This is a genomic window from Phaeobacter sp. HF9A, assembly GCF_011806385.1.
Lineage (GTDB): Bacteria > Pseudomonadota > Alphaproteobacteria > Rhodobacterales > Rhodobacteraceae > Epibacterium.
This window is the reverse complement of sequence record NZ_JAATOX010000073.1, coordinates 1-21,957: the sequence shown is the minus strand read 5'-3', so window position 1 is coordinate 21,957 and position 21,957 is coordinate 1. Positions and strand designations below refer to the sequence as shown.

The window sequence follows — 21,957 nt, the reverse complement described above, 5'->3', positions numbered from 1 at the left end:
CGCTGGATGTCCAGCGGGGCGTTCTTGTTTCTCGATCACTCAGCCTCAGACTTGGCCGGGGTAGAGCGATTCATAGATCGGGATCAGGGTGCGGTCTTCGAACAGTGACGACACCGAGGTGCCATGCCAGATGTTCAGGATCGCCTGGGTGAATAGCGGCGCGGTGGGCAGGATGCGGATATTGGGCGCATCCAGGATCGCCTGTGTCGGCTGGATCGAATCCGTCAGCACCAGCGATTTCATTACCGAGTTTCTGACCCGCTCGACTGCCGGGCCGGACATCACGCCGTGGCTGATATAGGCGTGCACCTCCTTGGCGCCGTTGTCCAACAGCACCTGCGCCGCCTTGCAGAGCGTCCCGGCGGTGTCGCACATGTCGTCCACGATCAGGCAGATCTTGTCGGTGACGTCGCCGATCACCGTCATCTCGGCCACTTCGCCGGGTTTTTCGCGGCGCTTGTCGACGATCGACAGCGGCGCGTCGATGCGCTTGGCCAGCTCCCGCGCGCGGCCGACGCCGCCGACATCGGGCGAGACCACCATAAGGTCGCCCATCTGGCCCTTGAACTGTTCCTTCACATCCAGCGCAAAGATCGGGCTGGCATAGAGGTTGTCCACCGGGATATCAAAGAAGCCCTGGATCTGCGCCGCGTGCAGGTCCAGCGTCAGCACCCGCTCGATGCCGGCGCCGGTCAGCATATTGGCCACCAGCTTGGCGGTGATCGGCGTGCGGGCCTTGGTGCGGCGGTCCTGACGGGCATAGCCGAAATAGGGGATCACCGCGGTGATCCGCTGGGCCGAGGAGCGGCGCAGCGCATCGGAGATGACCAGCAGCTCCATCAGGTTGTCATTGGCCGGGTTCGAGGTCGGCTGGATAATGAACATATCCTCGCCGCGCACGTTCTCAAAGACTTCGACAAAGATCTCGCCATCATTAAAACGCTCGACACGTGCATCGACGAGGTCTTGATCAACCCCCCGATGCAGGCTCATGCGGCGCGAAATGGATTTGGCAAGAGGAAGGTTGGCGTTCCCAGCGATAAGCTTGGGTTCGTTCAAGGTCGGCATTGGCTGATTTTCCCCAGGCAGCAATGTGACAGATTCGTGATATTGAACCCCGCTTAACATGCGCCTAGGTTCAGTCCTAGCTCTAAGCCCATTTCTTCCCACAAGGAACCGCCCCATGGCCCATATCGACTATTATTTCTCGACCTTGTCGCCTTTTAGCTACCTGGCCGGGACGCGGTTGGAAGAGATCGCGACGCGCCATGGTGCTGACATCACCTATAAACCGCTCGATATCATGGCATTGTTTCCGCGCACCGGCGGGCAGGCACCCAAGGATCGCCACCCGGCGCGGATGGAGTACCGCAAGCAAGAGGTGGTCCGTCAGGCCGCGCGACTGGGCATGCCGCTGACCGTGCAGCCCGCCCATTGGCCGACCAATGCGGCACCGTCCTCTTATGCGATCATCGCAGCGCAGAAGGCAGGCGGTGGCGATCTTGGCGCGCTGGTGCATGCCACCCTGCGCGCCTGCTGGGCGGAAGAGAAGAACATCGCCGAGGATGACGTGATCCGCGCCCTTCTCGAAGGCGCCGGTTTCGACCCCGCGCTGGCGGATAGCGGCCTTCTGACCGGCGCGGAGATCTATGCGCAAAACCTCGAGGATGCAGTGCGCGCGGGGGTGTTTGGCGCGCCCTTCTATGTGACGGAGGATGGCGAGGCATTCTGGGGGCAGGATCGGCTGGACGATCTGGATTGGCATCTGTCGGGCCGGCCTGCGCCGGAAGGCGCATGAGCCTCGCCAGCGTCACGCCGGCGCAACAGGTGTTTCATCGCAGCTTTGGGTCGGGGCCAAGGCAGCTCTTCGCGGTGCATTGCTCCCTGGGGCATTCCGGCGCCTGGCGCGGCCTCGCCGGGGCACTTGGCGAGACGCAGGTCACGCTGACCGGGTTTGATCTCTTGTCCCATGGGCGCAGCCCCGACTGGGATGGGCAGGGGAACCTGCAACTGCGCAACACCGAGGCCGGCTTGGCGTTGCTGGCGGCGGAAGTGGCGCGAAACGGCGCGCCAGTGGATGTGATCGGCCATTCCTTTGGGGCGATCGTTGCGCTCGCCATGGCTCAGGCCGAGCCCGCGATGATACGCTCGTTGACCTTGATCGAACCGGTGCTCTTTGCCGCCGCCATCGGGCGCAATGCGGCTGACGCCACCGGCGCGGCTGCAATCGCGGAGGCGCAGCTGCGGACGGAACATGGTATGGTAGAGCAACTCTACGAGGCGGGCGAGCTGGAGCAGGCGACGCGGCGCTTCAACCGGCTCTGGGGCGCGGAGCATCCGAAATGGCCCGATCTGCCCGAAAGCAGCCGCGCCGCCATGATGCGCGCCTTCTCCGCGGTGATGGCCTGCAATGCCCAGCTCTATGAGGATGTGACCGGTCTCTTGGCTCCCGGCGCGCTGGAGAGCTTGCCGATGCCGGTCTACCTGGTCATGGGAGAAGAGACGCAGCCGATCATGAGGGCGGTGATGGCAGCGCTGTCAGAGCGGATCCCAGCCGCGAAAGAGGCCGAGGTGCCCGGCGCCGGTCATATGCTGCCAGTGACACATCCGCAGGTGCTTGCGGGCCTGCTTGAAACCTTCTGGCAGGAGGCAGCGGGCTGACCCTGTCCGGGCCGGTCGGGACAGGATCGGCTCAGACCGGCTCTTCGATGATATAATCGTCCCAGTCTTCCAGCGGCGTGTCAAACTCCGACACGGTCATGCCGCGCAGGGTCACCCCGGCACGATGCACGCTCTCCGGGTCGCCGGTCAGCAGCGGGTGCCAGTCGGGCAGGGTGCGGCCCTCCCACAACAGCCGATAGGCGCAGGTCTGCGGCATCCAATAGGCATGGGTGTCGAGGTTCTCCGGCGTCAGGACGATACATTCGGGGATAAAGGAATGCCGCGTCTCATAGTGCGCGCATTGGCAGCTTTGGTCATCCAGCAGGCGGCAGGCCACGCGGGTGAGCTCTACCTCGCCGGTGTCCTCATCCTCCAGCTTGTTGAGGCAGCATTTACCACAGCCGTCGCAAAGCGCTTCCCATTCCTTCCGGTTGAGATTCTTCAACGACTTGCGCTCCCAGAAGCGGGGCGACAGGCCATCGCGGTCGATGTGATTGGTCATATCTGGCTGTCTCCGGCTTTAGATAGGGGTCGCATGACGACAGGAGGGGGCGGCGGCAGAGGCGCCTAGAGCGCGTCCAGCAGCGCGCGCGCCTGATCGCAGTCGGCCCGCATCTGGGCGATGAAGGGCTCCAACCCGTCAAAGGTGGCTTCCGGGCGCAGATAGTCCACCAGGGCAACCGAGATCCGCGCCCCGTAGAGATCACCGCTGAAATCAAACAGGTAGCTCTCTATGTTGGGATGCTCGCCGTCAAACATCGGCCGCACCCCGACAGAGGCCGCGCCCTGATAGCTGCCCGCGTGGGGCCCGTCCAGCACATCCACCAGCACCGCATAGACACCAAAAGCGGGCGGATGCAGCCCGTCGATCGACTGGTTGGCGGTGGGAAAGCCGAGCTCTCTGCCACGCTGTTCGCCGCCAATCACCTCGCCCTCGATCCGGTGCCAATGGCCGAGCATGGCGGCGGCATCACGCGGGCGGCCCTCGCTCAATGCGGTGCGAATGGCAGTGGAGGAAACCGTATCCTCGGAATAGGCCATGAGGGGCGCAATGGTCACACCAAACCCCATCTCGGCGCCAAAGCGCTGCAAATCCGCAGCCGTGCCGAGGCGTCCCTTGCCAAAGCAGAAATCCGCGCCAACCACCACATGCGACAGCCCCAGACCCTCGGCGATCACCTTCCGGGCAAATCCCTCGGGCGAGAGGGAGGACAGCGCATGGTTGAAATTCAGCTGATAGAGCCGCTCGACCCCGATTTTTTCCAGCCGATGCGCCTTGGCCTCCGGCGACATCAGGCGAAAGGGCGGGGCATCAGGGGCAAAGAACTCGCGCGGATGCGGCTCAAAGGTCATCACCCCCAAAGGGGCATCCGGCACGGCCGCCCGGGCCAAATCAATGACCGAGCGGTGCCCACGATGAACGCCGTCGAAATTGCCGATCGCCACAGTGGCGCCGCGATCCCGCTGTTCGACGAATTGATAATCCCGGATAATGCGCATGGCGCTTCCCTAGCCGCAGGGGCTGGGCGACGCAAGGGGTCTGTGGCCTCTCTTGCCTTCGCCCGCACTCGCCGAAGCGCGGATCTCTTTCATTTCATCTTTTTCCAAATATCCCCGCCGGAGGCTCCCAACGATGCTGCACCGCAATCGCTGGCGGCTCAATCGAATTTGCGGGAGGGCGCCATCACCATGGCCTCGCCGACCAGCACCTTTTTGCCATCGACCATACAGCGGCAGTCGAGCTTGACCCGCCGTTTGTCGATCTCGATGCCGGTGACCTCGACCTCTGCCAGCACCATATCGCCAGGGCGCACCGGGGCGAGGAACTTGAGCGACTGGCTCATATAGATGCTGCCATGACCCGGCAGTTGCTCGCCGATCACGGCCGAGATCAGCCCTGCGGTCAGCATGCCATGGGCGATGCGGCCGTCAAACATGGTGTCCTGCGCATAGTCTTCGTCCAGATGCACCGGGTTGCGATCCGTTGAGACCTCGGCAAAGAGTTCAATGTCGCGGTCGGTGACCTGTTTGCGCAGATAGCGGATCATGCCCATCTCGATGTCTTCGATGCAGATGGTGCCGCGCGGAAGATTGTCCAACATCCCGGTCTCCGTGAGTTCTTGCGGAAATATAAAGACCGCAATGTGGTTAAGTTGGTAATTTTATTACCTCGCAAGTGCAGAAAGTCAAGCGCGCTTCTGCGGCGACGGCGGTGTTAGATCCAGTGGGCGCCCATGCGGGCGACAGAAAAGGCCCGCCTTCTCCTGTCGGAGAAAGCGGGCCCGTTTGGCGTGCTGGTGCAGATCTTAGCGCAGAAAGCCGATGGCATAGGTCGGCGAGACCTGTTCGCCTGCAAGGTAGTGTTCCAGCGCGGCGGCATCGGGCTGTTGCTCGGTCTTGGTGTCCCTTGCGGCCAGCCCGCCGGTGATAAAGAGCGTATCGAGCCCTTCGCCGATGCCGCCGGAGATATCGGTCTGCGGCCCGTCACCGATTGCCATGATCTCCTGATCGGAAAAATCATGCCCCAGCTCGGCCAGACGACGGCGGGCCAGATCGTAGATCGGCGGGTAGGGTTTGCCAAAGTACAGGCTCTCGCCGCCCATCTCGGTATAGAGCTTGGCCAGCGCCCCGGCGCACCATTCGCGGATCTCGCCGCGATCCACCACGATGTCGGGATTGGCGCAGAGGAGCTTCATCCCCATTTGCTTGGCATAGAGGAAATCAGCGCGGTTGACCTCCGGGTCGGCCAGGGTGTCAAAGGGGCCGCAGCAGACGATGCCTTCGGCCTCCTTGAGCGGCACGCGCGTGATTTCGACCGGATCGTGAATCACATTCATCGGCGCAAAGAAGCCCGCGTCGCGTTCCCATTCGCCCATGAAATAGACCTTCTGACCCACCGCGCCGGTAAACATCGCCGCCCGGGCGGAATCGCCGGAGGTGGCGATGGTGTCATAGGCATCATCGGGCACGCCGAATTGGGTCAGTTGTTCGGCAACTCCTGCACGCGGTTTAGGGGAGTTGGTGACCAGCACAACAACGCCGCCCTGTTGGCGATAGGCTTGCAGGGCTGCGACGGCCTCCGGGTAGGCGGTGATACCATTGTGCACGCAGCCCCAGAGGTCCACAAACAGCGCCTTATACTTGGCGGAGACGTCAGAAAGGGCGGAGATGATCTGGCTCATGGGGCGACCTCAGTGCGCAAGGAACAGGTTTATATTCCTATGGCAGAGGTCGCCCGCTTTGGCCAGTCTCAGCCCTTTTTCTTTGGCGGGGTGAAGCGCTTGGAGGTGTCGCTGGCTGGGCCGGAGGCGCGGGCCTTGTTTTTCTTGCTGTTGGGCTTGCCCTTGGGCGGCGGCGGGCCTTTGGGCTTGTCCGCGCGCGGCTTGTCGAATTTCTTGTCGCCGCGGGGCTTGTCGAACTTCGGCTTGTCGCCACGGGGCTTGTCATAGGCCGGCCTCTCGCCGCTGGGGCGGGGTTTGGCCGCGCGCGGTTTGATCGCGGGCTCGGCGCTTTCGTCCCGATCCCAGCGCGGTTTGCGCTCGCCTTTATACTCGCCCTTGCTGTCGCCACGGTCATCGCGACGGCCGGCGCCGCCCTTTCGCTCATAGCCACCACGATCACCGGCGGGTTTGCGGTCATAGCTGCCCCGTTCCCCACGGTCTCCCCGATCACCGCCACCCTTGCGGAAGGGCGGTTTGGAGCGTTGCGGCAGGTTGGGCGCCTCGTTCAGACGTTCCAAGGCGGAACCATCGTCCAGCGCCATTTCACCGGCCAGGGTCGCCATGAAGCCCTCGACCTTGTCCTGGGCGATTTCGGCATAGCTTTGCTTGTCGGTGATGCGGATCGCCCCAATGGCGGATTTGTCGATGCCGCCGGCCTTGCAGAGCATCGGCAGCAGGCGGCGCGGATCGGCGCCCGCGTCACGGCCTCCGGCAATGGAGAACCAGACCGAGGGGCCAAAGGGTGCGCGGTCTTCTTTTTTCTTGCGCGCATCCATGGCGCCCACATCGGTCAGCTCTTCCGGCGCAGAGCGCGCGGCGGACCAGAGCCGCAGATAACCAGCGGCAAGTTGTTCGGCGCTGAAGCTCTCGACCAGTTTGGCCAGCGTCTCGGCCTGGCTTTCGGGGGCGGCCTCGCTCCAGGAGGGATCAGAGATCATCCGGTCGAGATCGCGACCGCGCACATCATCGGCCGAGGGCGCATCGACCCATTCCGCCGAGAGTTTGGCATCGCGCAGCAGGCGCTCGGCCTTACGCACGGAGCGCGGCGTGACCATCAGCGCGCTGACGCCCTTGCGCCCGGCACGCCCGGTACGGCCCGAGCGGTGCAGCAGGGTTTCATGGCTGGAGGGCAGATCCGCATGTACCACCAGATCGAGGTTCGGCAGGTCGATCCCGCGCGCCGCAACATCGGTGGCGACACAGATCCGGGCGCGGCCATCGCGCATCGCCTGCAAGGCGCCGGCGCGTTCGGCCTGGCTTAGTTCACCCGAGAGCGCCACCACCTGAAAACCCCGGTTCGAAAGCCGCGTCAGCAGCCGGTTCACCGCGGCGCGTGTATTGGCAAAGACGATGGCATTGGGGGCCTCGTGAAACCGCAGCACGTTGATGATGGCGTTTTCAACATCATGCGGCGCAACCACATGGCTGAGGTAGGAAATATCGCTGTGCTGCTCGGATTTGTTGATCGTGGAAATCCGCTGCGCGTCGTTCTGATAGGTCTGCGCCAGCGTGGCGATCGGCTTGGAGACGGTGGCCGAGAACAGCAAAGTCTGGCGCTCGCTCGGGGTTTCCTGGAGGATGAACTCCAGATCCTCGCGAAAGCCCAGATCCAACATCTCGTCGGCCTCGTCCAGTACCACGGCAGCAACACCGCTGAGGTCGATGGAGCCACGGGTGATGTGGTCGCGCAGGCGGCCCGGTGTGGCCACAACGATATGCGCGCCGCGCTCCAGGCTGCGGCGTTCGTCGCGCATGTCCATGCCGCCCACACAGGAGGCCAGCACCGCGCCCGCGTCACCATAGAGCCAGGTCAGCTCGCGTTTGACCTGCAAGGCCAGTTCGCGCGTCGGTGCGATCACCAGCGCCAGCGGCGTGCCTGCGCGCTCAAAGCGGCCATCCTCGCCCAGAATCGTCGGCGCAATGGCGAGGCCGAAGCCCACCGTCTTGCCCGATCCGGTCTGGGCCGAGACCAACAGATCCACACCCGCCAGATCCGGGTCGGAGACCGCCTCCTGCACTGGGGTGAGAGAGCTGTAACCGCGGCGCTCCAGCGCCTGCTGCAAGGTGGGTATCAAGAGGGGATCCGTTCATATCGAAGAGGGGCGCGGGAGGGCAGGGCCGACAGGCGCCGAATGTATCAAGCTCGCGCCTATAGCGCACTGCGCGGCGTTTGTATAGCACCGCTGCACATCCCGCATGCATGGCAGCCTTGCGTTTTCCATGTGCCGCTGCGGATCTTTGCCGGGCTGGCGCGCGGCGGGCAGGGGACCATTGACGGGCAGCTGGTAGCGCGACATCGTTCCGCCGTGGCATGTCTTTGTGCGATGTGCCGGATATACGCGACAGGAGCCAGAGCAGAATGACATTCAGCGCCACCGATGCCGAAGCGATCCACGCCGTGCTGAGATTGATCGTCGAGGATCTCGCGCCCCAGGCCCGCTACCTGCCGAAATACGGCGGCTTGGTGATCGCGCCGACCCCTGACAGCGACCGCTTTGTCGGTGGGATCTATACCTATAGCGGGCATGTCTCGCTGGAGTTCTCGCAGGGGGCCTCCTTTGACGATCCCGATGCCATGTTGGAGGGCAAGGGCAAGATGCGGCGGCATCTGAAATTTCGCAGCAGCGGCGACGTGATGGCCAAAGGCACGGAGGGGTTCTTGCGTCAGGCGCTTGCGGGCGCGGCCTGACCAGCAGCACGGAATTGCACCCTTGTGACAGCCGCGGGGGCTGCTAATCTGCGGGCTGTTTCGACCCAAACTCCAGACAGAGCGATATCAGATGATGGTCCTGCGCGTTTCCCGATCTTCCGTTTCTGCCATTTTGGCCACCGGGGTGCTGTTGACGGCCAGCGCCTGCGGCACCACCTATCAGCTGCCCGACAGCTCGGGCGCCTATACCGATCAGGCGCGGGCGATGTTCGCCGAGGCGCGCAGCGCGCCAAAGCCCGCCCCGCTCAGCACCTCGGCGGCGCAGGCGCGGTTTGACCGGGTGGCACCACGCATCCGGGTTGCCGGGCAGCGCGCCTGTCAGGAGCTGACAGCGACGCGGGCGGGCTTTAACTGCAATGTCGATATCGCCATTGATCCCGAGATGAAGCAGCCCAACGCCTATTTCACCTATCAGCAGCGCCAGCCGGTGATTCGCATCTCCATGCCGCTGATCAAGGAGACCGCCAGCGATGACGAAGTCGCCTTTGTGCTGGCGCATGAATATGGCCATCTGATCGGCCGCCATATCGAAAAACAACAGCAGCAGGTGGTCGCAGGCGCGCTGCTGGCCGGGGCGATTGCGGGTGTGGCCACCGCTGCGGCGGGCAATTATGACGGCGGCGCGGTGGAACTGGGTCTGGGTGCAGGCGCGGCGGTGGGCTCCATCGCCTATTCCAAAGCCTATGAGCTGGAGAGCGACACATTGGGCACGCGGATCTCCTCGGCGGCGGGGTATGATCCGGTGGAGGGTGCAAAGTTCTTTGCCCGGGCGGAACCGGCGCGCGGCGCGGGGGGCGGCTATTCCTTCTGGGGCACCCATCCGGCGGATGAAAAGCGCGTCGCGACCGTGCTGGCCACGAAGGCCGAAATCGACGCGCAACAAGGGCTGCGCCCGGCGCAATAGGGTGCAATAGGGGCGCGAGAGGGCGCTGGTGTTTGGATCGGGGAGGCTGTGGCAGGAGCCTCTGTCGGCGGCGCAAGGAGATAGATGGCAGTGGGGCTCTGAACCCTAGTCGGGCTGCGAGTATTTGCCGCCCAGCAGGCCGAGGTCGAAGGATTTCTTGCTGGCGTGACGGTTTTCGCGATCCACCGTCGCGTGATCGCCAGCCAGAAGCCAGACGATAAACCACACAAAACCACAGCCCAGGTAGATCATGATCAACGCCTCGCGGCTGACCGTCATGATCAGCACGGCTCCGACCAAAAAGGCCACGAGTTTTGCATTTTCTGCCACCAGGCGATTTACCATCACGCGTCACTCCACCTACTTGGTAACTCTACCAGAAGGAAAGTTTATAGGGTTTTAAGCCGAAGGGAATTGGGCAGGGGACAGTTCGCCCTATCCGGTCGTGCCCGAGCTACGCATTCGCATAGAAGCCTCCCCAAGGTGCAAAAACGCCCCCTCGTTGGGAGGGGGCGTTGATCACAAAACCTATCGGGAAATGCGTGATCAGACCTTGAGGTTCGGGATGATCTGTTTCTTGCGCGACATGATCCCCGGCAGCACCACCAGATCGCCTTCGACCTTGGCATCAAAGGATTTTTCCGCGACGGTTTTGACCAGATCGTTGGGCACCAGCAGGGTGGCTTCTTCTTTCAGGATATCCACCACAAACAGCAGCACCTGATCGACGCCATCCTCGGCTTGGACGGTCTTGAAGCTCTCCATCAGGCTGTCCTTGCGGCCCAGCGGGATCTCCGGTGCGGTGGTTTCCAGAACCGAGACGCGGAACTTGGTGCCCTCGACCTCATATTCCTTGGAATCCATGCGAATCAGTTCCGCGTCGGAGAAGGCAGAGACGTCGGATTTGGCGGCGAACATCTCGGCAGCATAGGCGCCGAGGTCGAGGTTCAGCTCGCTGGCGAGTTTCTGCGCCAGTGCCTTGTCGTGCTCGGTGGTGGTGGGCGAGCGGAACTCCAGCGTGTCGGACAGGATGCAGGAAAGCATCAGACCCTTGATGTTGTCGGGCATCTTGGCGGCGTCATCGCCCATCAGGTCATGCATGATGGTGGCGGTGCAGGCCAGCGGGCGCACGGTGATGTCGATCGGGCCTTTGGTTTCCAGGCCGCCGACCAGCTTGTGGTGGTCGATGATCGCCACAACGTCCAGCTCGTTGATGTTGTCGGGCAGCTCGGCGGGGTTGTTCGTGTCCACGATCACGGCGCGCTGACCAGCGTCAAATTCGGTCTGGATCGCCGGGGTTTCAGTGCCCCATTTTTCCACCACAAAGGCGGCCTCGGTGTTGGGCGTGCCCAGAAGGACCGGGGTTGCGGCTTCGCCCTTGATCTCATTCAGGTACCAGGACCAGATGATCGGAGAGCCGGTGGAATCGGTATCGGGGGATTTGTGGCCAAAAACGAGCGTGGTCATCTTTTTTATCCTGTCTGCCAGGCTTGGGGGTGTTTGGGCGCTTTAGAGCAGGGCGCCGCTGTTTGCCCCCCCGCCAGTAACGCGGGAGCGGCAATGTGCGGCATGCAAGGCTCGCAGGCGGATCGTCCGGTTTCCAGCCGTGGAAATATCGCGCCGCAGGCTTTAGCCTCGGGCAGGGCGGCGCATAGGGGCGCGGTGCAGCAAAGGGGATTGACCATGGCGCGGTTTGATATCGGCGGTGTGCCGCTTGAGGTGCCGGAGGGGTTTCTGACCCCCAAGATCGCCGCGAAACTGGCCAGTGGCGGCTATGAGCGCAGCGAGGCCCGGGCGGCGCGGATGCGGGTGAAGCCGGGGCTGCGGGTGCTGGAGCTGGGCGGCGGCGTTGGCTATATCAGCTCCATCTGCGCGCAGATCACCGATCCGGCCAATATCCTCACGCTTGAGGCCAACCCCAACACGCTGGAGGTGATCCGCCATAACCTCGACCTCAATGGCGCGACAGAGGCGCAGCTGGTGCATGGGGCGGTGGTCGGGCCGGATTTCGAAGAACAGACATTGCTGTTTCGCGCGGCACCCGCCTTTTGGGGCTCGGCGGTGGCCGAGATGGGGGCGGCGGAGGAAGACCTGGTCGAGGTGCCCGCGATCCGGCTGACGGATCTTTTTGCCCGGCACCGGCCGCATGTGGTCATCCTGGATGTGGAGGGGGCCGAGCAATATCTGTTCAGCCGTCGCTGGCCGCGACATGTGCGGCAGGTGATCATGGAACTCCACCCCGCAAAATATGACAATAGCGCAATCCAGACGATGGTGGATTGCATGTCAAAAAGCGGGCTGACCTATGATCCGGGCTGCTCCAACGGGTCGCTGATCGGCTTTCGCCGTGTGAAGCCGCGCTAATCGGTGACGCGCGAGAGCGTATAGCCGCGCTGCGCCAGAAGGTTCAGGAGCCCCGCGTTGCCCGCCAGATGGGCGGCGCCGACAGCAACCACCAGCAGTTTTTCGGGTCGCGCTTGCAGGCGTTTGGCCCAGGCACGGTTGCGCTTTTCCAGCACCTGGCGGTCAAAACTGCGCAACAGCCGGTGGACCTTGGCACGGGGCACCGGCAGGTCGCGGTAGATCATCCAGCTCATCAGGATGCGGCCTTCGGTCAGGCGGTCGTCGAAATAGGATTCCGACAGGGTGACATAGAGGTCAGCGTGGCGGGTCTTGCTCTTGAGGTCCAGAAGCAGCAGTTGCAGCTGGTCGTGCAGCGGCATGGCGGCCAGGGCGGCGAGCCCGGTTTCCGGTGCCTCCAGCCCCAGCGTCGGGGTGGCGGCGCGTCGGGCCGCGCGCTCGATCCGGTCGTCGAGTCCGCGCCGCACGCCAATGCCGCGCTTGGTGCAATCGGTGCCGGTCAGATAGTCCGAGAGATACCAGGGCTGCATCCCGGCGGCGGCCTCGGCGGGGATGCCATAGACCGCCAGTCGGGCGCTGAGCAGATGCCAGTCCTCGGCCGACATCATCCGGTCGAGCCGCTGCCCACGCGGCAGCAGGATATAACGGTCCAGATGCGCGGGGGCATTCTCGGTCGTCTGCATCTGCTCCTCTGTGACCTCCAGAAAGACCGCATCGGCCTGTTCGATCACCGGTCGGATCTGCCGCATCATGGCAAACATGCGGGCGTCGCCGCTGTGCTGGGTGCCGATGATATGGATGCGCTGATCGCCCTTTTGCGCCAGCCAGTGATTGCCAAGCGCATAGGGGATCTTTTGCAGATCCTGATCCAGCCGGGCGCGGGCGGCGGCGGTAAGATGGTCGCGCAGGTCGATGCCACGGCAGCGCTCGGCGCTGGCCTGTGCAGTGCTGCCGAGAGTTAACACAAGCGCCAGGGCAAACAGCCGCGCCAGTGCGGCGAGCGCGGTGCGGAGGAGCGCGCGCGCCCTCACGGCGCCACCGGTTCGATCACATAGCCCTGCGCCGCCAGCAGCGCCAGCAGGCCATCCTCGCCCGGCAAATGGGCCGCGCCCACCGCCACCACCAGCGCGTCGCCCGCAGTGGCCTCGATGACCGGCACCCAGGCGCGGTTACGATCACTCAAGAGCGCCGTCATCAGCTCTTCGGCCTGGGCCTGCCGCTCGGCCACCGGCACCGGCGCATCCGCGGCCAGAAATTCCTTCAGCTGAAGCAGGGTGAAGGCCTGCACCTCGCCCTCAAAGTAGCTTTCCAGCATGGTGTAGAATTCATCGCCGCTGACCACCATCATCGCCATATAGCTGCGCAGCTCGGCGACCTGCTCCTCCAGCGGCGCGGCATCAAGCCTGCGGAAAATGCCCAGCGGATCTTCGAGCGAGTGCACCGGCACCGAGGCCGCCTCGGCCACCGCCATCAGCTGCATATCCAGCCCCTCGGTGACATTGGGAATGTCGCGAGCGCATTGCGGCACTGAGAGCGACATCGACAGGAACCAGGGCCGCATCTTGGCCGCCATAAACGTCGGAATACCCGCTGCCCGGGCCAGGTCGGCGATTTCCTGCCAGTCTGCATCGGGGAGCCGGTCGATCAATGTGGGACCTTCGGTGATGAACACCAACTCCGGCTCCGCCGCGAGTTCTTGGTCCATGGCGGCCTTGTCGGCAGGGTTCATCTCTACCAGCATGGCGTCGGCCTGTTCGATCGCCGGGGCCATCGCCGCCACCAAGGGCGCATGACGCGGGTCGTTCAGATGCATGGTGCCGATGATATGCAGCTGCCGGTCGCCGCGTGTGGCGATCCAGCGCAACCCATGCGCATAAGGGGTGCGGGCGATTTCGGCCTCAACCTCCGCCAGCATCGCCGGGGGTGCAATATCGCGCAGGTCCACGCCGGTGCAGGCGGCGTCGCCGCTCCCGGCGCTGGCGGCCAGGGTCCCGACCATCAGCGCCAGACGCGCAGGGCGCAGGCAAGAGAAAAATCCGGTCATCATGGCCCTGCTCGATTGTTTTGCCTCTCGCCACATTGCCATTGCCGCCCGGGCGGGGCAAGCATGGGCGCGATGCAACGTGAACAGGATCTCTACGCCCCGGTAAAGGCGCTGCTGGAGGCTCAGGGCTATACGGTCAAGGGCGAAGTCGGCGCTGCCGACGTGGTGGCAGTGCGCGGCAGCGAGCCCCCCCTAGTGGTGGAGCTGAAGCTGCGCCTCTCGCTGGCGCTGTTCCATCAGGCGGTGGCACGGCTTGCGGTGACCGATCTGGTCTATTTGGCGGCGCCGCGCCCGACCGGAAAAACCGCGCGCCGGGCACTCAAGGATAATCTGGCGCTCTGCCGTCGCCTCGGGCTTGGCTTCATCACCATCCGCGACGATGGCCGCGCCGAGGTGCAATGCGATCCCGGCCCCTATGCGCCGCGCAAATCTAAGTCAAAGCAGGCCCGACTGCTGCGTGAATTCAATCGCATCCAGGGCGACCCCAACACCGGTGGCGCCACCAGGGGCGGGCTGATGACCGGCTACCGTCAGGACGCCCTGACCTGTGCTGCCTACCTGTCCAAACATGGCCCCGCCCCCGGTGCCGAGATCGCCCGAGCCACCGGCGTTACGCGTGCAACGCAGGTGATGTACTCCAATCACTACGGCTGGTTCGAACGCGCGACCAAGGGCGTCTATACACTGACAGAGAAAGGCGCGTGTGAACCTGCGGATTGGCCGTCCCCGGCGGGCACCGCACCAACGAACTAGGCACCATCCTGTTCCTTCATCTTTTTCCAAATATCCCGGGGCGCGCGAGGGGCTGGCCCCTCGCATCCACCCGTTGCGGCTGTCACAAAAAATCCTCAAATTTTCCCGCAGCCCGCTGTTGACACACTCCCCCTCACTGCCTACCTATCCAGCAGTTAGCACTCGACTTAGGTGAGTGCTAACGTCTCTGCGGCCCATTCTGGGCGCGGGGAAAGGAAAACACTTTGAGCCTTTTGAGGAGCTGCAAAGATGGCATTGAAACCGCTTCATGACCGGGTGCTGGTTCGCCGTACCGAAAGCGAAGAAAAAACCTCCGGTGGTCTGATCATTCCTGACAGCGCCAAAGAAAAACCGTCCGAAGGCGTTGTTGTCGCCTGTGGCGAAGGTGCGCGCAAGGATAGCGGCGAGCTGATCGCGATGGCCGTGAAAGAGGGTGACACCATCCTGTTCGGCAAATGGTCCGGCACCGAAGTCACCGTCGACGGCGAAGAGCTGCTGATGATGAAAGAAAGCGACATCATGGGTGTGATCGTCTGAGCCTGCGGCTCCGACACATCTTCATCGCAACAGTAAGACAGTATTCTCAAGGAGACTGAAAAATGGCTGCTAAGGACGTCAAGTTCAATACAGATGCCCGCAACCGCATGCTGAACGGCGTGAACATCCTCGCCGACGCGGTTAAAGTGACCCTGGGCCCCAAAGGCCGCAACGTGGTTCTGGAAAAATCCTTCGGCGCACCGCGCATCACCAAGGACGGTGTATCCGTGGCGAAGGAAATCGAACTGGAAGACAAGTTCGAAAACATGGGCGCGCAAATGGTGAAGGAAGTTGCTTCCCGCACCAATGACGAAGCTGGCGACGGCACCACCACCGCCACCGTTCTGGCGCAATCCATCGTCAAAGAAGGCCTGAAGCAGGTTGCTGCCGGTCTGAACCCGATGGACCTGAAGCGCGGCATCGACCTGGCAACCGACAAGGTTGTTGAAGCGATCAAAGCCATGGCGCGCGAAGTCAAAGACTCCGACGAAGTGGCACAGGTTGGCACCATCTCCGCCAACGGCGAAGCTGAAATCGGTCGTCAAATCGCCGACGCGATGCAGAAAGTCGGCAACGACGGCGTCATCACCGTCGAAGAAAACAAAGGTCTGGAAACCGAGACCGATGTTGTTGAAGGCATGCAGTTCGACCGCGGCTACCTGTCGCCCTACTTCGTGACCAACGCCGACAAGATGACCACCGAGCTGGAAGACTGCATCATCCTGCTGCACGAGAAGAAACTCTCCTCGCTGCAACCGATGGTGCCGCTGCTGGAGCAAGTGATCCAGTCGCAAAAACCGCTCCTGATCATCGCGGAAGACGTCGAAGGCGAAGCGCTGGCAACCTTGGTTGTCAACAAACTGCGCGGCGGTCTGAAAATCGCAGCTGTCAAAGCACCGGGCTTCGGCGATCGCCGCAAGGCCATGCTGCAAGACATCGCGATCCTGACCGGCGGCCAGGTGATCTCGGAAGATCTCGGCATGAAGCTCGAGTCGGTGACCATGGACATGCTTGGCACCGCCAAGAAAGTTCAGATCACCAAAGACGAGACCACCATCGTTGACGGTGCAGGCGAGAAAGCGGAGATCGAAGCACGTGTTGCTCAGATCCGTCGCCAAATCGAGGAAACCACCTCTGATTACGACCGTGAAAAACTGCAAGAGCGCGTTGCCAAACTGGCAGGCGGTGTTGCTGTGATCCGCGTCGGCGGCATGACAGAGGTTGAAGTGAAAGAGCGCAAAGACCGTGTGGACGACGCGCTGAACGCAACCCGCGCAGCCGTGCAGGAAGGCGTGATCGTCGGTGGCGGTGTTGCCCTGGTTCAGGCTGGCAAATCGCTGGACGGTCTGACCGGTGCCAACGCCGATCAAAACGCCGGTATCGCCATCGTGCGCCGCGCGCTGGAAGCGCCGCTGCGTCAGATCGCCGAAAACGCCGGTGTTGACGGTGCGGTTGTTGCAGGCAAAGTCCGCGAGTCCGAAGACAAGACCTTTGGCTTCAACGCGCAGACCGAAGAATATGGCGACATGTTCTCCTTCGGCGTGATCGACCCGGCCAAAGTGACCCGCACCGCGCTGGAAGACGCAGCCTCCATCGCGGGTCTGCTGATCACCACCGAGGCGATGGTTGCCGACAAACCGGCCAAGGAAGGCTCCGCTGGCGGCGGCATGCCCGACATGGGCGGCATGGGCGGCATGGGCGGCATGATGTAAGCCACGCCCATCCATCCCTGGATGATTGGGAAAGGGTCGCCTCCGGGCGGCCCTTTTTTTGGTCCGGGCTTTGGAGGTCAGGTTGGATGCGAGGCTCTGCCTCGCGCTCCGGGATATTTGAGAAAAGATGAAAAGGGGGCGGGATCGCGTCAATGGGCCGCGTCGTTGCGGCGCCTGCGCCGTGCTAGCTGGAAGGCGAGCTCCTGTCTTTTCGAAAGTGCTATTATGTCCAGAATTCACAAGATCGAGGTTACCTTGCCCGGCGGCTATCTTGCGGCGGCGAATTGGGCGGATGCCTATCAGACGGGCTCTCGCATCCCGAATTTAGACGCGAGCACGGCTGTGGATATGATGTTCGGCGAGCGTCCGCCGCGCTGGATCCTGGTGTTGAACGGGCTGCGCAACAGGATCGTTGGGTTGATTGGCTTGAAGGCGGGGGAGATCTCGGTCGATCAGGCTCAGGCCGGGGGCTTTCCGATCCTCAGTCAGAGTGAGGACACGGTGGTTGCTGGCTTTGACGACTGGCATCTGGATTTCCGCATCGTGACGCGGACCGCAGCCGGGCCGGAGGGCAGCGAGGTTTCGCTTGCGACATTCGTGCGGCGGCGGCATTGGTTCGGCTATCTCTATATTTTCCTGATCACGCCGTTTCACAAGCTGATCGTGCGGCGATTGCTGGCCAATGTGAAATAGCGGGGCGCGTGCTAGCCGTCGCGGTTAGGTTCTTTCGGATTGATGGCGACCAAGGCGATCTTGTTGCCGGAGGGATCCCGGAGAGAACCGACGGAGAAGTGGGGGCCATAGGAGGTTCGGAAACCGGGTTGGCCCTCGTCCGATGTTGCCGACACCCTGGCATCGCGGCAAGGAGCGGCCCCTGCCCGACATTTATATGGCGCTGATCCTAGCCGCAGATGTTCTGGAGTTGCACCCAGTCGCGGTCGTTCAGAACCGGGGCGAGTTCGCGGCCGGCCATCGGATCGGCCTCGATCAGGCCGAGCGTGGTTTCGCCGCTGGCATCACGGGCATAGGCATAGGGTGTGGAGGGCACGGCGGCGCGGGCGAATTCGGCCAGCAAGGGGTCCTCGGGCACCGGAGGGCGGGGCGTGGCGAGCATCACGGCAGCATAGCGGTCCAGCGTGTCGCGGCGAATTTCGCCGGTGGTCAGCAGCCGGAAGGTGGCGCCAAGGCCGCCGATGTCCAGAAGATCCGCCATCGGGTCGTGGAACTGCGCCCGGGCGCGTTCCACCAGCAGTGCCCCGGCCGCGACGGCGGGGTCCTCGAAATCCTCCACCAAGCTGCGGTTCAGGAGCACGATTCCGCCGGGCAGCATCAGGCTCTCGGAGACGCCGGCGCGCATCACCGCAACGCGGCGCACGTCAGTGCGCGCTGCGAGTTTCTTCAGGATCGGATTGGCCTCGGGGCTGGAACAGGCCTGACCGGAAACCCGCTCGATCCGGCCCAGGAGCGCCTGGCCAATGGCCTTGCGATGCACATCGGAGACCACCGACAGCGCCTGCGCGCGCATGACCTGGGGCAGGGCAAAGACCAGAAGCGCGATCACGCAGGCCAGTGCCACCAGCACCCCCACGAGCCGAAGCCGTCCGGGGTGAGGGCGGGCGCGTTCGATCGCATGCTGCACGGTGTCGATGGCGGCGAGCATGGTGACCTCATCCTCGGCGATCTCCAGCGTTTCGCCGGGGTCGCCATCGGGATGGAAGATCGCGGGAAACACGCCGGGATTGGCGCGCTCCACCGCCGCCAGCGACCAATGCGCCAGCGGGCGGTCCTTCATATCGGTGACGGTCAGCGTCGCATCGCCGAGCGAGATAATCACGTCGCGTCGTTGATCCTCGGGCGAGGGGCGCCAGATCCCCGTCGCTTCGAGCCGCTGAAATTCCCGGAGTACGGTCATGGGGCCGCTCTGCCTGCTCGCTGAATGTTATCCCCAAGCTTTAGCATGCAGCGGGGCGGCGGCAAACCGATTTGGCCGTGAAACCGCCCGGCTGTGAGTGTTTTTTCGTGCCTTCAGAAGGTCTTGAACCGTTTGCGCAGCTCGAACTTCTGGATTTTGCCGGTAGAGGTCTTGGGCAGCTCGCCGAAAATCACCGACTTTGGCGTCTTGAAGCCAGCGAGGGTCTGGCGCGCAAAGGCAATCAGCGCCGCTTCATCCTCGGTTGCGCCCTCTTTCAGCTCGACAAAGGCGCAGGGCACCTCGCCCCATTTTTCGTCCGGCCTGGCCACCACAGCAGCGAGATTGACATCGGGGTGACCCATCAAGACGCCCTCGACCTCGACAGAGGAGATATTCTCACCGCCCGAGATGATGATATCCTTGGCCCGATCGGCGATTTGGATGTGGCCGTCGGGATGCTGCACCGCAATATCGCCGGAGTGGAAATAGCCGCCGCGAAAGGCCTCCTTGGTGGCTTCGGGATTTTTGAGATAGCCCTTCATCACCGAATTGCCGCGCATCACGATCTCGCCCTGGGTCTTGCCATCCAGTGGCACCTGGTTCAGCGCATCATCCAGCACGGTGACCTCTTCCATCATTGGAAAGGCGACGCCCTGACGCGCCTTGATGGCAGCGCGCTCGGCCCCGTCAAGCCCGCCCCAGGCAAGGTCGTTCCACAGGCATTCGGTGACATGGCCATAGGTTTCGGTCAGCCCGTAGACCTGGGTGATATGAAAGCCGAGCGCTTCGATCTTTTGCAGCGTGGCCGGGGCAGGGGGCGCGCCTGCGGTAAAGACCTCCACCGTATGGTCAAAGGCGCGGCGCTGGTCCGGTTTGGTATTCACCAGCATATTGAGCACGATCGGTGCGCCGCCAAAATGGCTGACCCGCTCGGTTGCGATCGCCTCATACATGGTCTCGGCGGTGATATGGCGGCAGCACACCAATGTCCCGCCCAGCAGTGGCATCATCCAGGCGTGATTCCAGCCGTTGCAATGAAACAGCGGCACGATGCTGAGGTAGACCGGCCGCATTTGCAGCCGCCAGGAGACAACGGTGCCCATGGTCATCAGATAGGCGCCGCGATGGTGATAGACCACGCCCTTGGGCCGCCCGGTGGTGCCGGAGGTATAGTTCAGCGCCAGGCTCTCCCATTCGTCCTGCGGCAGGATCCAGTCGAATTCGGGCGCGGCCCCGGCCAGCAGATCTTCATAGGCCGTGTAGCGCCCGGAGGCACTGACGCCGGCCTCGGCGTCCGGCACCTCGATGAGCAGTGGCCCTTCGCCCTCCTGCTGCGCCTTTGCCGCCTCGGCCAGGGGCAGGACCTCGCTGTCCACCAGCGCCACCTTGGCGCCACCATGGTCAAAGATATAGGCGACCGTATCCACATCAAGCCGGGTGTTGATGGTGTTCAGCACCGCGCCACAGGCAGGCACGCCGAAATGGGCCTCCACCTGCGCCGGCACATTGGGCAGAAGCGTTGCCACCACATCGCCAGGTTTGACGCCAAGGTCGGCCAGCGCCGAGGCCAGCCGGGTACAGCGGGCATGATACTGCGCATAGGTGTGGCGTGTCGTGCCATAGACCAGCGCCTCTTCCTCGGCAAAGACCTGCGCCGCCCGTTGCAAATGCGACAGCGGTGTCAGGGCCACAAAATTCGCCGCAGTCCGCTCCAATCCCGTTTCATCCGCCAACCAGCCCATGGGTGCCTCCCTCTTTTTTGGCTCGCGCCTCCCCGCGCGTCGGAAGATACTGCGCCGAGGCTGCGGAAAATGAAAGAGATGAGATGCAGCACGGGCAGTTTGCTGCGGTGCGGGGCAGCCGGTCACAGCGCCCCGTCCTGCCTGTATCTTGCCTGTATCTTGTAGCAGGGAATAGGGTATTGCTGCGATATGATCCTGTCACGCGGCCGCAACTACGTTTTTATCCATATCCCCAAGACCGGCGGAACCGCTCTGGCCCTGGCGCTGGAGGCACGGGCCATGGCCGATGACGAGATGCTCGGCGATACGCCCAAGGCGCGCAAACGCCGCCATCGGATATCGGACGTGAAAACCCGCGGGCGGCTGTGGAAACACTCAACCCTGGCCGATATCGAAGGTCTGGCGTCACGCGCGGATCTGCGCCAGATGTTTACCTTTACCCTGGTGCGCAACCCCTGGGACCGCGCCGTCAGCCTCTATCACTGGCTTCAGACACAGCGCTTTGACCACCCACTGGTGCCGCTGGCACAGCGCTTGTCGTTTACCAGTTTCATCACGCACCCGCTGGTGATGCGCGCCTTTGCCGAAACGCCGGCCTCTTCTTACATGCGTCAGTCGGATGGTCAGGAACATTGCAGCCTTTATATACGGCTGGAGCATTTCGCCTCTGATGCCCGGCCATTGTTCGACCATCTGGGATTCGCGCTGGATCTGCCCCGCGTCAACGACTCAAACCGCCAGCGAGACTGGCGTATTTACTATGATTCACGCGCAATTGACGCCGTAAGGCAGTGTTGCGCTACCGATATTGCAGCATTTGAATACTCTTTTAACGATTCACCCCTATCCCTTTGAGTATGAGCGGAACCCTAAGAGACCGCGCCCAGGCCCGACCGGACTGCTATAACGATGTCACGGAACGGCGATTGGAGCTTCGAGCCCCAGAGGACCGAAGCACAGAGAAGTCGAAAGGACAGGAACATGCTGGATTGGTTTGCAAAACGGACGACCTCCCCGATGGCGGAAGCCTTCACCACCGATTATCCGATGGTGTCCACGGGCTACGCAGGGTTTCTGGCAGGCACCATGGTGGCAACCGCCACTGGCTGGCGCCCGGTCGAAGGGCTGCGCCCCGGCGACGAGGTCCTGACCTTTGACCACGGCATGCGTCCGGTGACCTCCGTCGAACGTCAGGTTCTGGTTCTGGGCGACACCGCCTGCGCTCAGGATATGGCCCCGATCTACATCCCCCGCGACGCCTTGGGCAACCGCAACCCGCTCTGGGTGAAGCCGGAGCAGGGCATCCTGATCGAACATGACCTGCTCGAAGACGGTCTCGGCGATCCTTTCGCAGTGGTTCCGGCCTGCGCGCTGGAAGGGTACCGCGGCATTGCCCGCGC

The 21,957-nt window shown here is 63.1% G+C and carries 23 protein-coding genes and 1 pseudogene; 11 read left to right on the top strand and 13 right to left on the bottom strand.

Features of this window, described 5'->3' with window-relative positions:
- Window positions 1–45 precede the first annotated feature (45 nt).
- Window positions 46–1,068 carry a ribose-phosphate pyrophosphokinase gene (locus HCZ87_RS13395; protein WP_167644385.1) on the bottom strand — a complete coding sequence of 341 codons (1,023 nt, stop codon included), beginning with the start codon at window positions 1,066–1,068 and terminating at the stop codon, window positions 46–48.
- A 115-nt stretch (window positions 1,069–1,183) separates the two neighbouring features.
- Between HCZ87_RS13395 and HCZ87_RS13390 the strand changes: the two genes are divergently transcribed.
- Window positions 1,184–1,798: a 2-hydroxychromene-2-carboxylate isomerase gene (locus HCZ87_RS13390; protein ID WP_167644384.1), complete on the top strand. Its 615-nt coding sequence runs from the start codon at window positions 1,184–1,186 to the stop codon at window positions 1,796–1,798.
- The gene (locus tag HCZ87_RS13385) at window positions 1,795–2,661 is read left to right on the top strand and encodes an alpha/beta fold hydrolase (RefSeq protein WP_167644383.1); all 867 of its coding nucleotides are present in this window, start codon (window positions 1,795–1,797) and stop codon (window positions 2,659–2,661) included. The genes HCZ87_RS13390 and HCZ87_RS13385 overlap by 4 nt, the downstream gene beginning before the upstream one ends.
- Window positions 2,662–2,692: 31 nt before the next feature.
- On the opposite strand, the gene HCZ87_RS13380 is transcribed toward HCZ87_RS13385, so the two are convergent.
- The 5 genes from HCZ87_RS13380 to HCZ87_RS13360 form a co-directional block, all read right to left on the bottom strand.
- Window positions 2,693–3,163 (bottom strand): YcgN family cysteine cluster protein, encoded by a 471-nt coding sequence (locus HCZ87_RS13380; RefSeq protein ID WP_167644382.1) that lies wholly within the window; start codon window positions 3,161–3,163, stop codon window positions 2,693–2,695.
- Between the two features lie 65 nt (window positions 3,164–3,228).
- Window positions 3,229–4,161 (bottom strand): bifunctional riboflavin kinase/FAD synthetase, encoded by a 933-nt coding sequence (locus HCZ87_RS13375; protein ID WP_167644381.1) that lies wholly within the window; start codon window positions 4,159–4,161, stop codon window positions 3,229–3,231.
- Window positions 4,162–4,319: 158 nt separating this feature from the next.
- Complete coding sequence (locus tag HCZ87_RS13370; RefSeq protein WP_167644380.1) at window positions 4,320–4,763, bottom strand: MaoC family dehydratase; 444 nt, start codon at window positions 4,761–4,763, stop codon at window positions 4,320–4,322.
- Between the two features lie 204 nt (window positions 4,764–4,967).
- Window positions 4,968–5,843 carry a TIGR01459 family HAD-type hydrolase gene (locus HCZ87_RS13365; protein ID WP_167644379.1) on the bottom strand — a complete coding sequence of 292 codons (876 nt, stop codon included), beginning with the start codon at window positions 5,841–5,843 and terminating at the stop codon, window positions 4,968–4,970.
- Between the two features lie 68 nt (window positions 5,844–5,911).
- The gene (locus tag HCZ87_RS13360; protein ID WP_167644378.1) at window positions 5,912–7,957 is read right to left on the bottom strand and encodes a DEAD/DEAH box helicase; all 2,046 of its coding nucleotides are present in this window, start codon (window positions 7,955–7,957) and stop codon (window positions 5,912–5,914) included.
- A gap of 284 nt (window positions 7,958–8,241) precedes the next feature.
- Between HCZ87_RS13360 and HCZ87_RS13355 the strand changes: the two genes are divergently transcribed.
- Together HCZ87_RS13355 and HCZ87_RS13350 are read left to right on the top strand one after the other, a co-directional pair.
- A complete protein-coding gene (locus tag HCZ87_RS13355) occupies window positions 8,242–8,571 on the top strand; it encodes a DUF1801 domain-containing protein (RefSeq protein WP_167644377.1) in 330 nt (109 codons plus the stop codon).
- Between the two features lie 91 nt (window positions 8,572–8,662).
- Complete coding sequence (locus HCZ87_RS13350) at window positions 8,663–9,496, top strand: M48 family metallopeptidase (protein ID WP_167644376.1); 834 nt, start codon at window positions 8,663–8,665, stop codon at window positions 9,494–9,496.
- 105 nt (window positions 9,497–9,601) lie between these two features.
- Here the strand turns inward: HCZ87_RS13350 and HCZ87_RS13345 are convergent, their stop codons facing one another.
- Entirely contained in the window at window positions 9,602–9,844 is a 243-nt protein-coding gene (locus HCZ87_RS13345) for a hypothetical protein (RefSeq protein WP_167644375.1), read from the bottom strand.
- Between the two features lie 198 nt (window positions 9,845–10,042).
- On the bottom strand, window positions 10,043–10,963 hold the full coding sequence (locus HCZ87_RS13340) for a manganese-dependent inorganic pyrophosphatase (RefSeq protein ID WP_167644374.1): 921 nt from the start codon (window positions 10,961–10,963) through the stop codon (window positions 10,043–10,045).
- Window positions 10,964–11,179: 216 nt separating this feature from the next.
- On the opposite strand from HCZ87_RS13340, the gene HCZ87_RS13335 reads away from it, so the two are divergent.
- Window positions 11,180–11,860, top strand: coding sequence for an FkbM family methyltransferase (locus HCZ87_RS13335; protein ID WP_167644373.1), 681 nt, complete (start codon window positions 11,180–11,182; stop codon window positions 11,858–11,860).
- On the opposite strand, the gene HCZ87_RS13330 is transcribed toward HCZ87_RS13335, so the two are convergent.
- Both HCZ87_RS13330 and HCZ87_RS13325 read right to left on the bottom strand, forming a co-directional pair.
- Window positions 11,857–12,888, bottom strand: coding sequence for a TraB/GumN family protein (locus HCZ87_RS13330; protein WP_368484123.1), 1,032 nt, complete (start codon window positions 12,886–12,888; stop codon window positions 11,857–11,859). The two genes, HCZ87_RS13335 and HCZ87_RS13330, sit on opposite strands and share 4 nt — an antisense overlap.
- On the bottom strand, window positions 12,885–13,901 hold the full coding sequence (locus HCZ87_RS13325; RefSeq protein ID WP_254868639.1) for a TraB/GumN family protein: 1,017 nt from the start codon (window positions 13,899–13,901) through the stop codon (window positions 12,885–12,887). The genes HCZ87_RS13330 and HCZ87_RS13325 overlap by 4 nt, the downstream gene beginning before the upstream one ends.
- Window positions 13,902–13,973: 72 nt before the next feature.
- Here HCZ87_RS13325 and HCZ87_RS13320 point away from each other — a divergent pair, with 72 nt between their 5' ends.
- The 4 genes from HCZ87_RS13320 (at window position 13,974) to HCZ87_RS13305 (ending at window position 17,596) form a co-directional block, all read left to right on the top strand.
- Window positions 13,974–14,654 carry a DUF2161 domain-containing phosphodiesterase gene (locus HCZ87_RS13320; RefSeq protein WP_175582262.1) on the top strand — a complete coding sequence of 227 codons (681 nt, stop codon included), beginning with the start codon at window positions 13,974–13,976 and terminating at the stop codon, window positions 14,652–14,654.
- Window positions 14,655–14,903: 249 nt separating this feature from the next.
- A complete protein-coding gene (locus HCZ87_RS13315) occupies window positions 14,904–15,191 on the top strand; it encodes a co-chaperone GroES (RefSeq protein ID WP_167644371.1) in 288 nt (95 codons plus the stop codon).
- Between the two features lie 62 nt (window positions 15,192–15,253).
- Window positions 15,254–16,903, top strand: a complete 1,650-nt coding sequence (gene groL, locus HCZ87_RS13310; RefSeq protein WP_167644370.1) for a chaperonin GroEL — start codon at window positions 15,254–15,256, stop codon at window positions 16,901–16,903.
- 225 nt (window positions 16,904–17,128) lie between these two features.
- Window positions 17,129–17,596, top strand: a complete 468-nt coding sequence (locus tag HCZ87_RS13305; protein ID WP_167644369.1) for a DUF2867 domain-containing protein — start codon at window positions 17,129–17,131, stop codon at window positions 17,594–17,596.
- 11 nt (window positions 17,597–17,607) lie between these two features.
- Here the strand turns inward: HCZ87_RS13305 and HCZ87_RS21070 are convergent.
- The 3 genes and pseudogenes from HCZ87_RS21070 to HCZ87_RS13295 form a co-directional block, all read right to left on the bottom strand.
- Window positions 17,608–17,739 (bottom strand): annotated as a pseudogene (locus HCZ87_RS21070) (VOC family protein); the annotation flags it as partial.
- A 65-nt stretch (window positions 17,740–17,804) separates the two neighbouring features.
- Complete coding sequence (locus HCZ87_RS13300; protein WP_167644368.1) at window positions 17,805–18,815, bottom strand: hypothetical protein; 1,011 nt, start codon at window positions 18,813–18,815, stop codon at window positions 17,805–17,807.
- A gap of 113 nt (window positions 18,816–18,928) precedes the next feature.
- On the bottom strand, window positions 18,929–20,557 hold the full coding sequence (locus HCZ87_RS13295; RefSeq protein WP_167644367.1) for an AMP-binding protein: 1,629 nt from the start codon (window positions 20,555–20,557) through the stop codon (window positions 18,929–18,931).
- A 189-nt stretch (window positions 20,558–20,746) separates the two neighbouring features.
- On the opposite strand from HCZ87_RS13295, the gene HCZ87_RS13290 reads away from it, so the two are divergent.
- Window positions 20,747–21,412, top strand: a complete 666-nt coding sequence (locus HCZ87_RS13290; protein WP_167644366.1) for a sulfotransferase family 2 domain-containing protein — start codon at window positions 20,747–20,749, stop codon at window positions 21,410–21,412.
- A 126-nt stretch (window positions 21,413–21,538) separates the two neighbouring features.
- A partial coding sequence (locus HCZ87_RS13285) for a Hint domain-containing protein (RefSeq protein WP_175582261.1) occupies window positions 21,539–21,957 on the top strand: 419 nt, incomplete at its 3' end.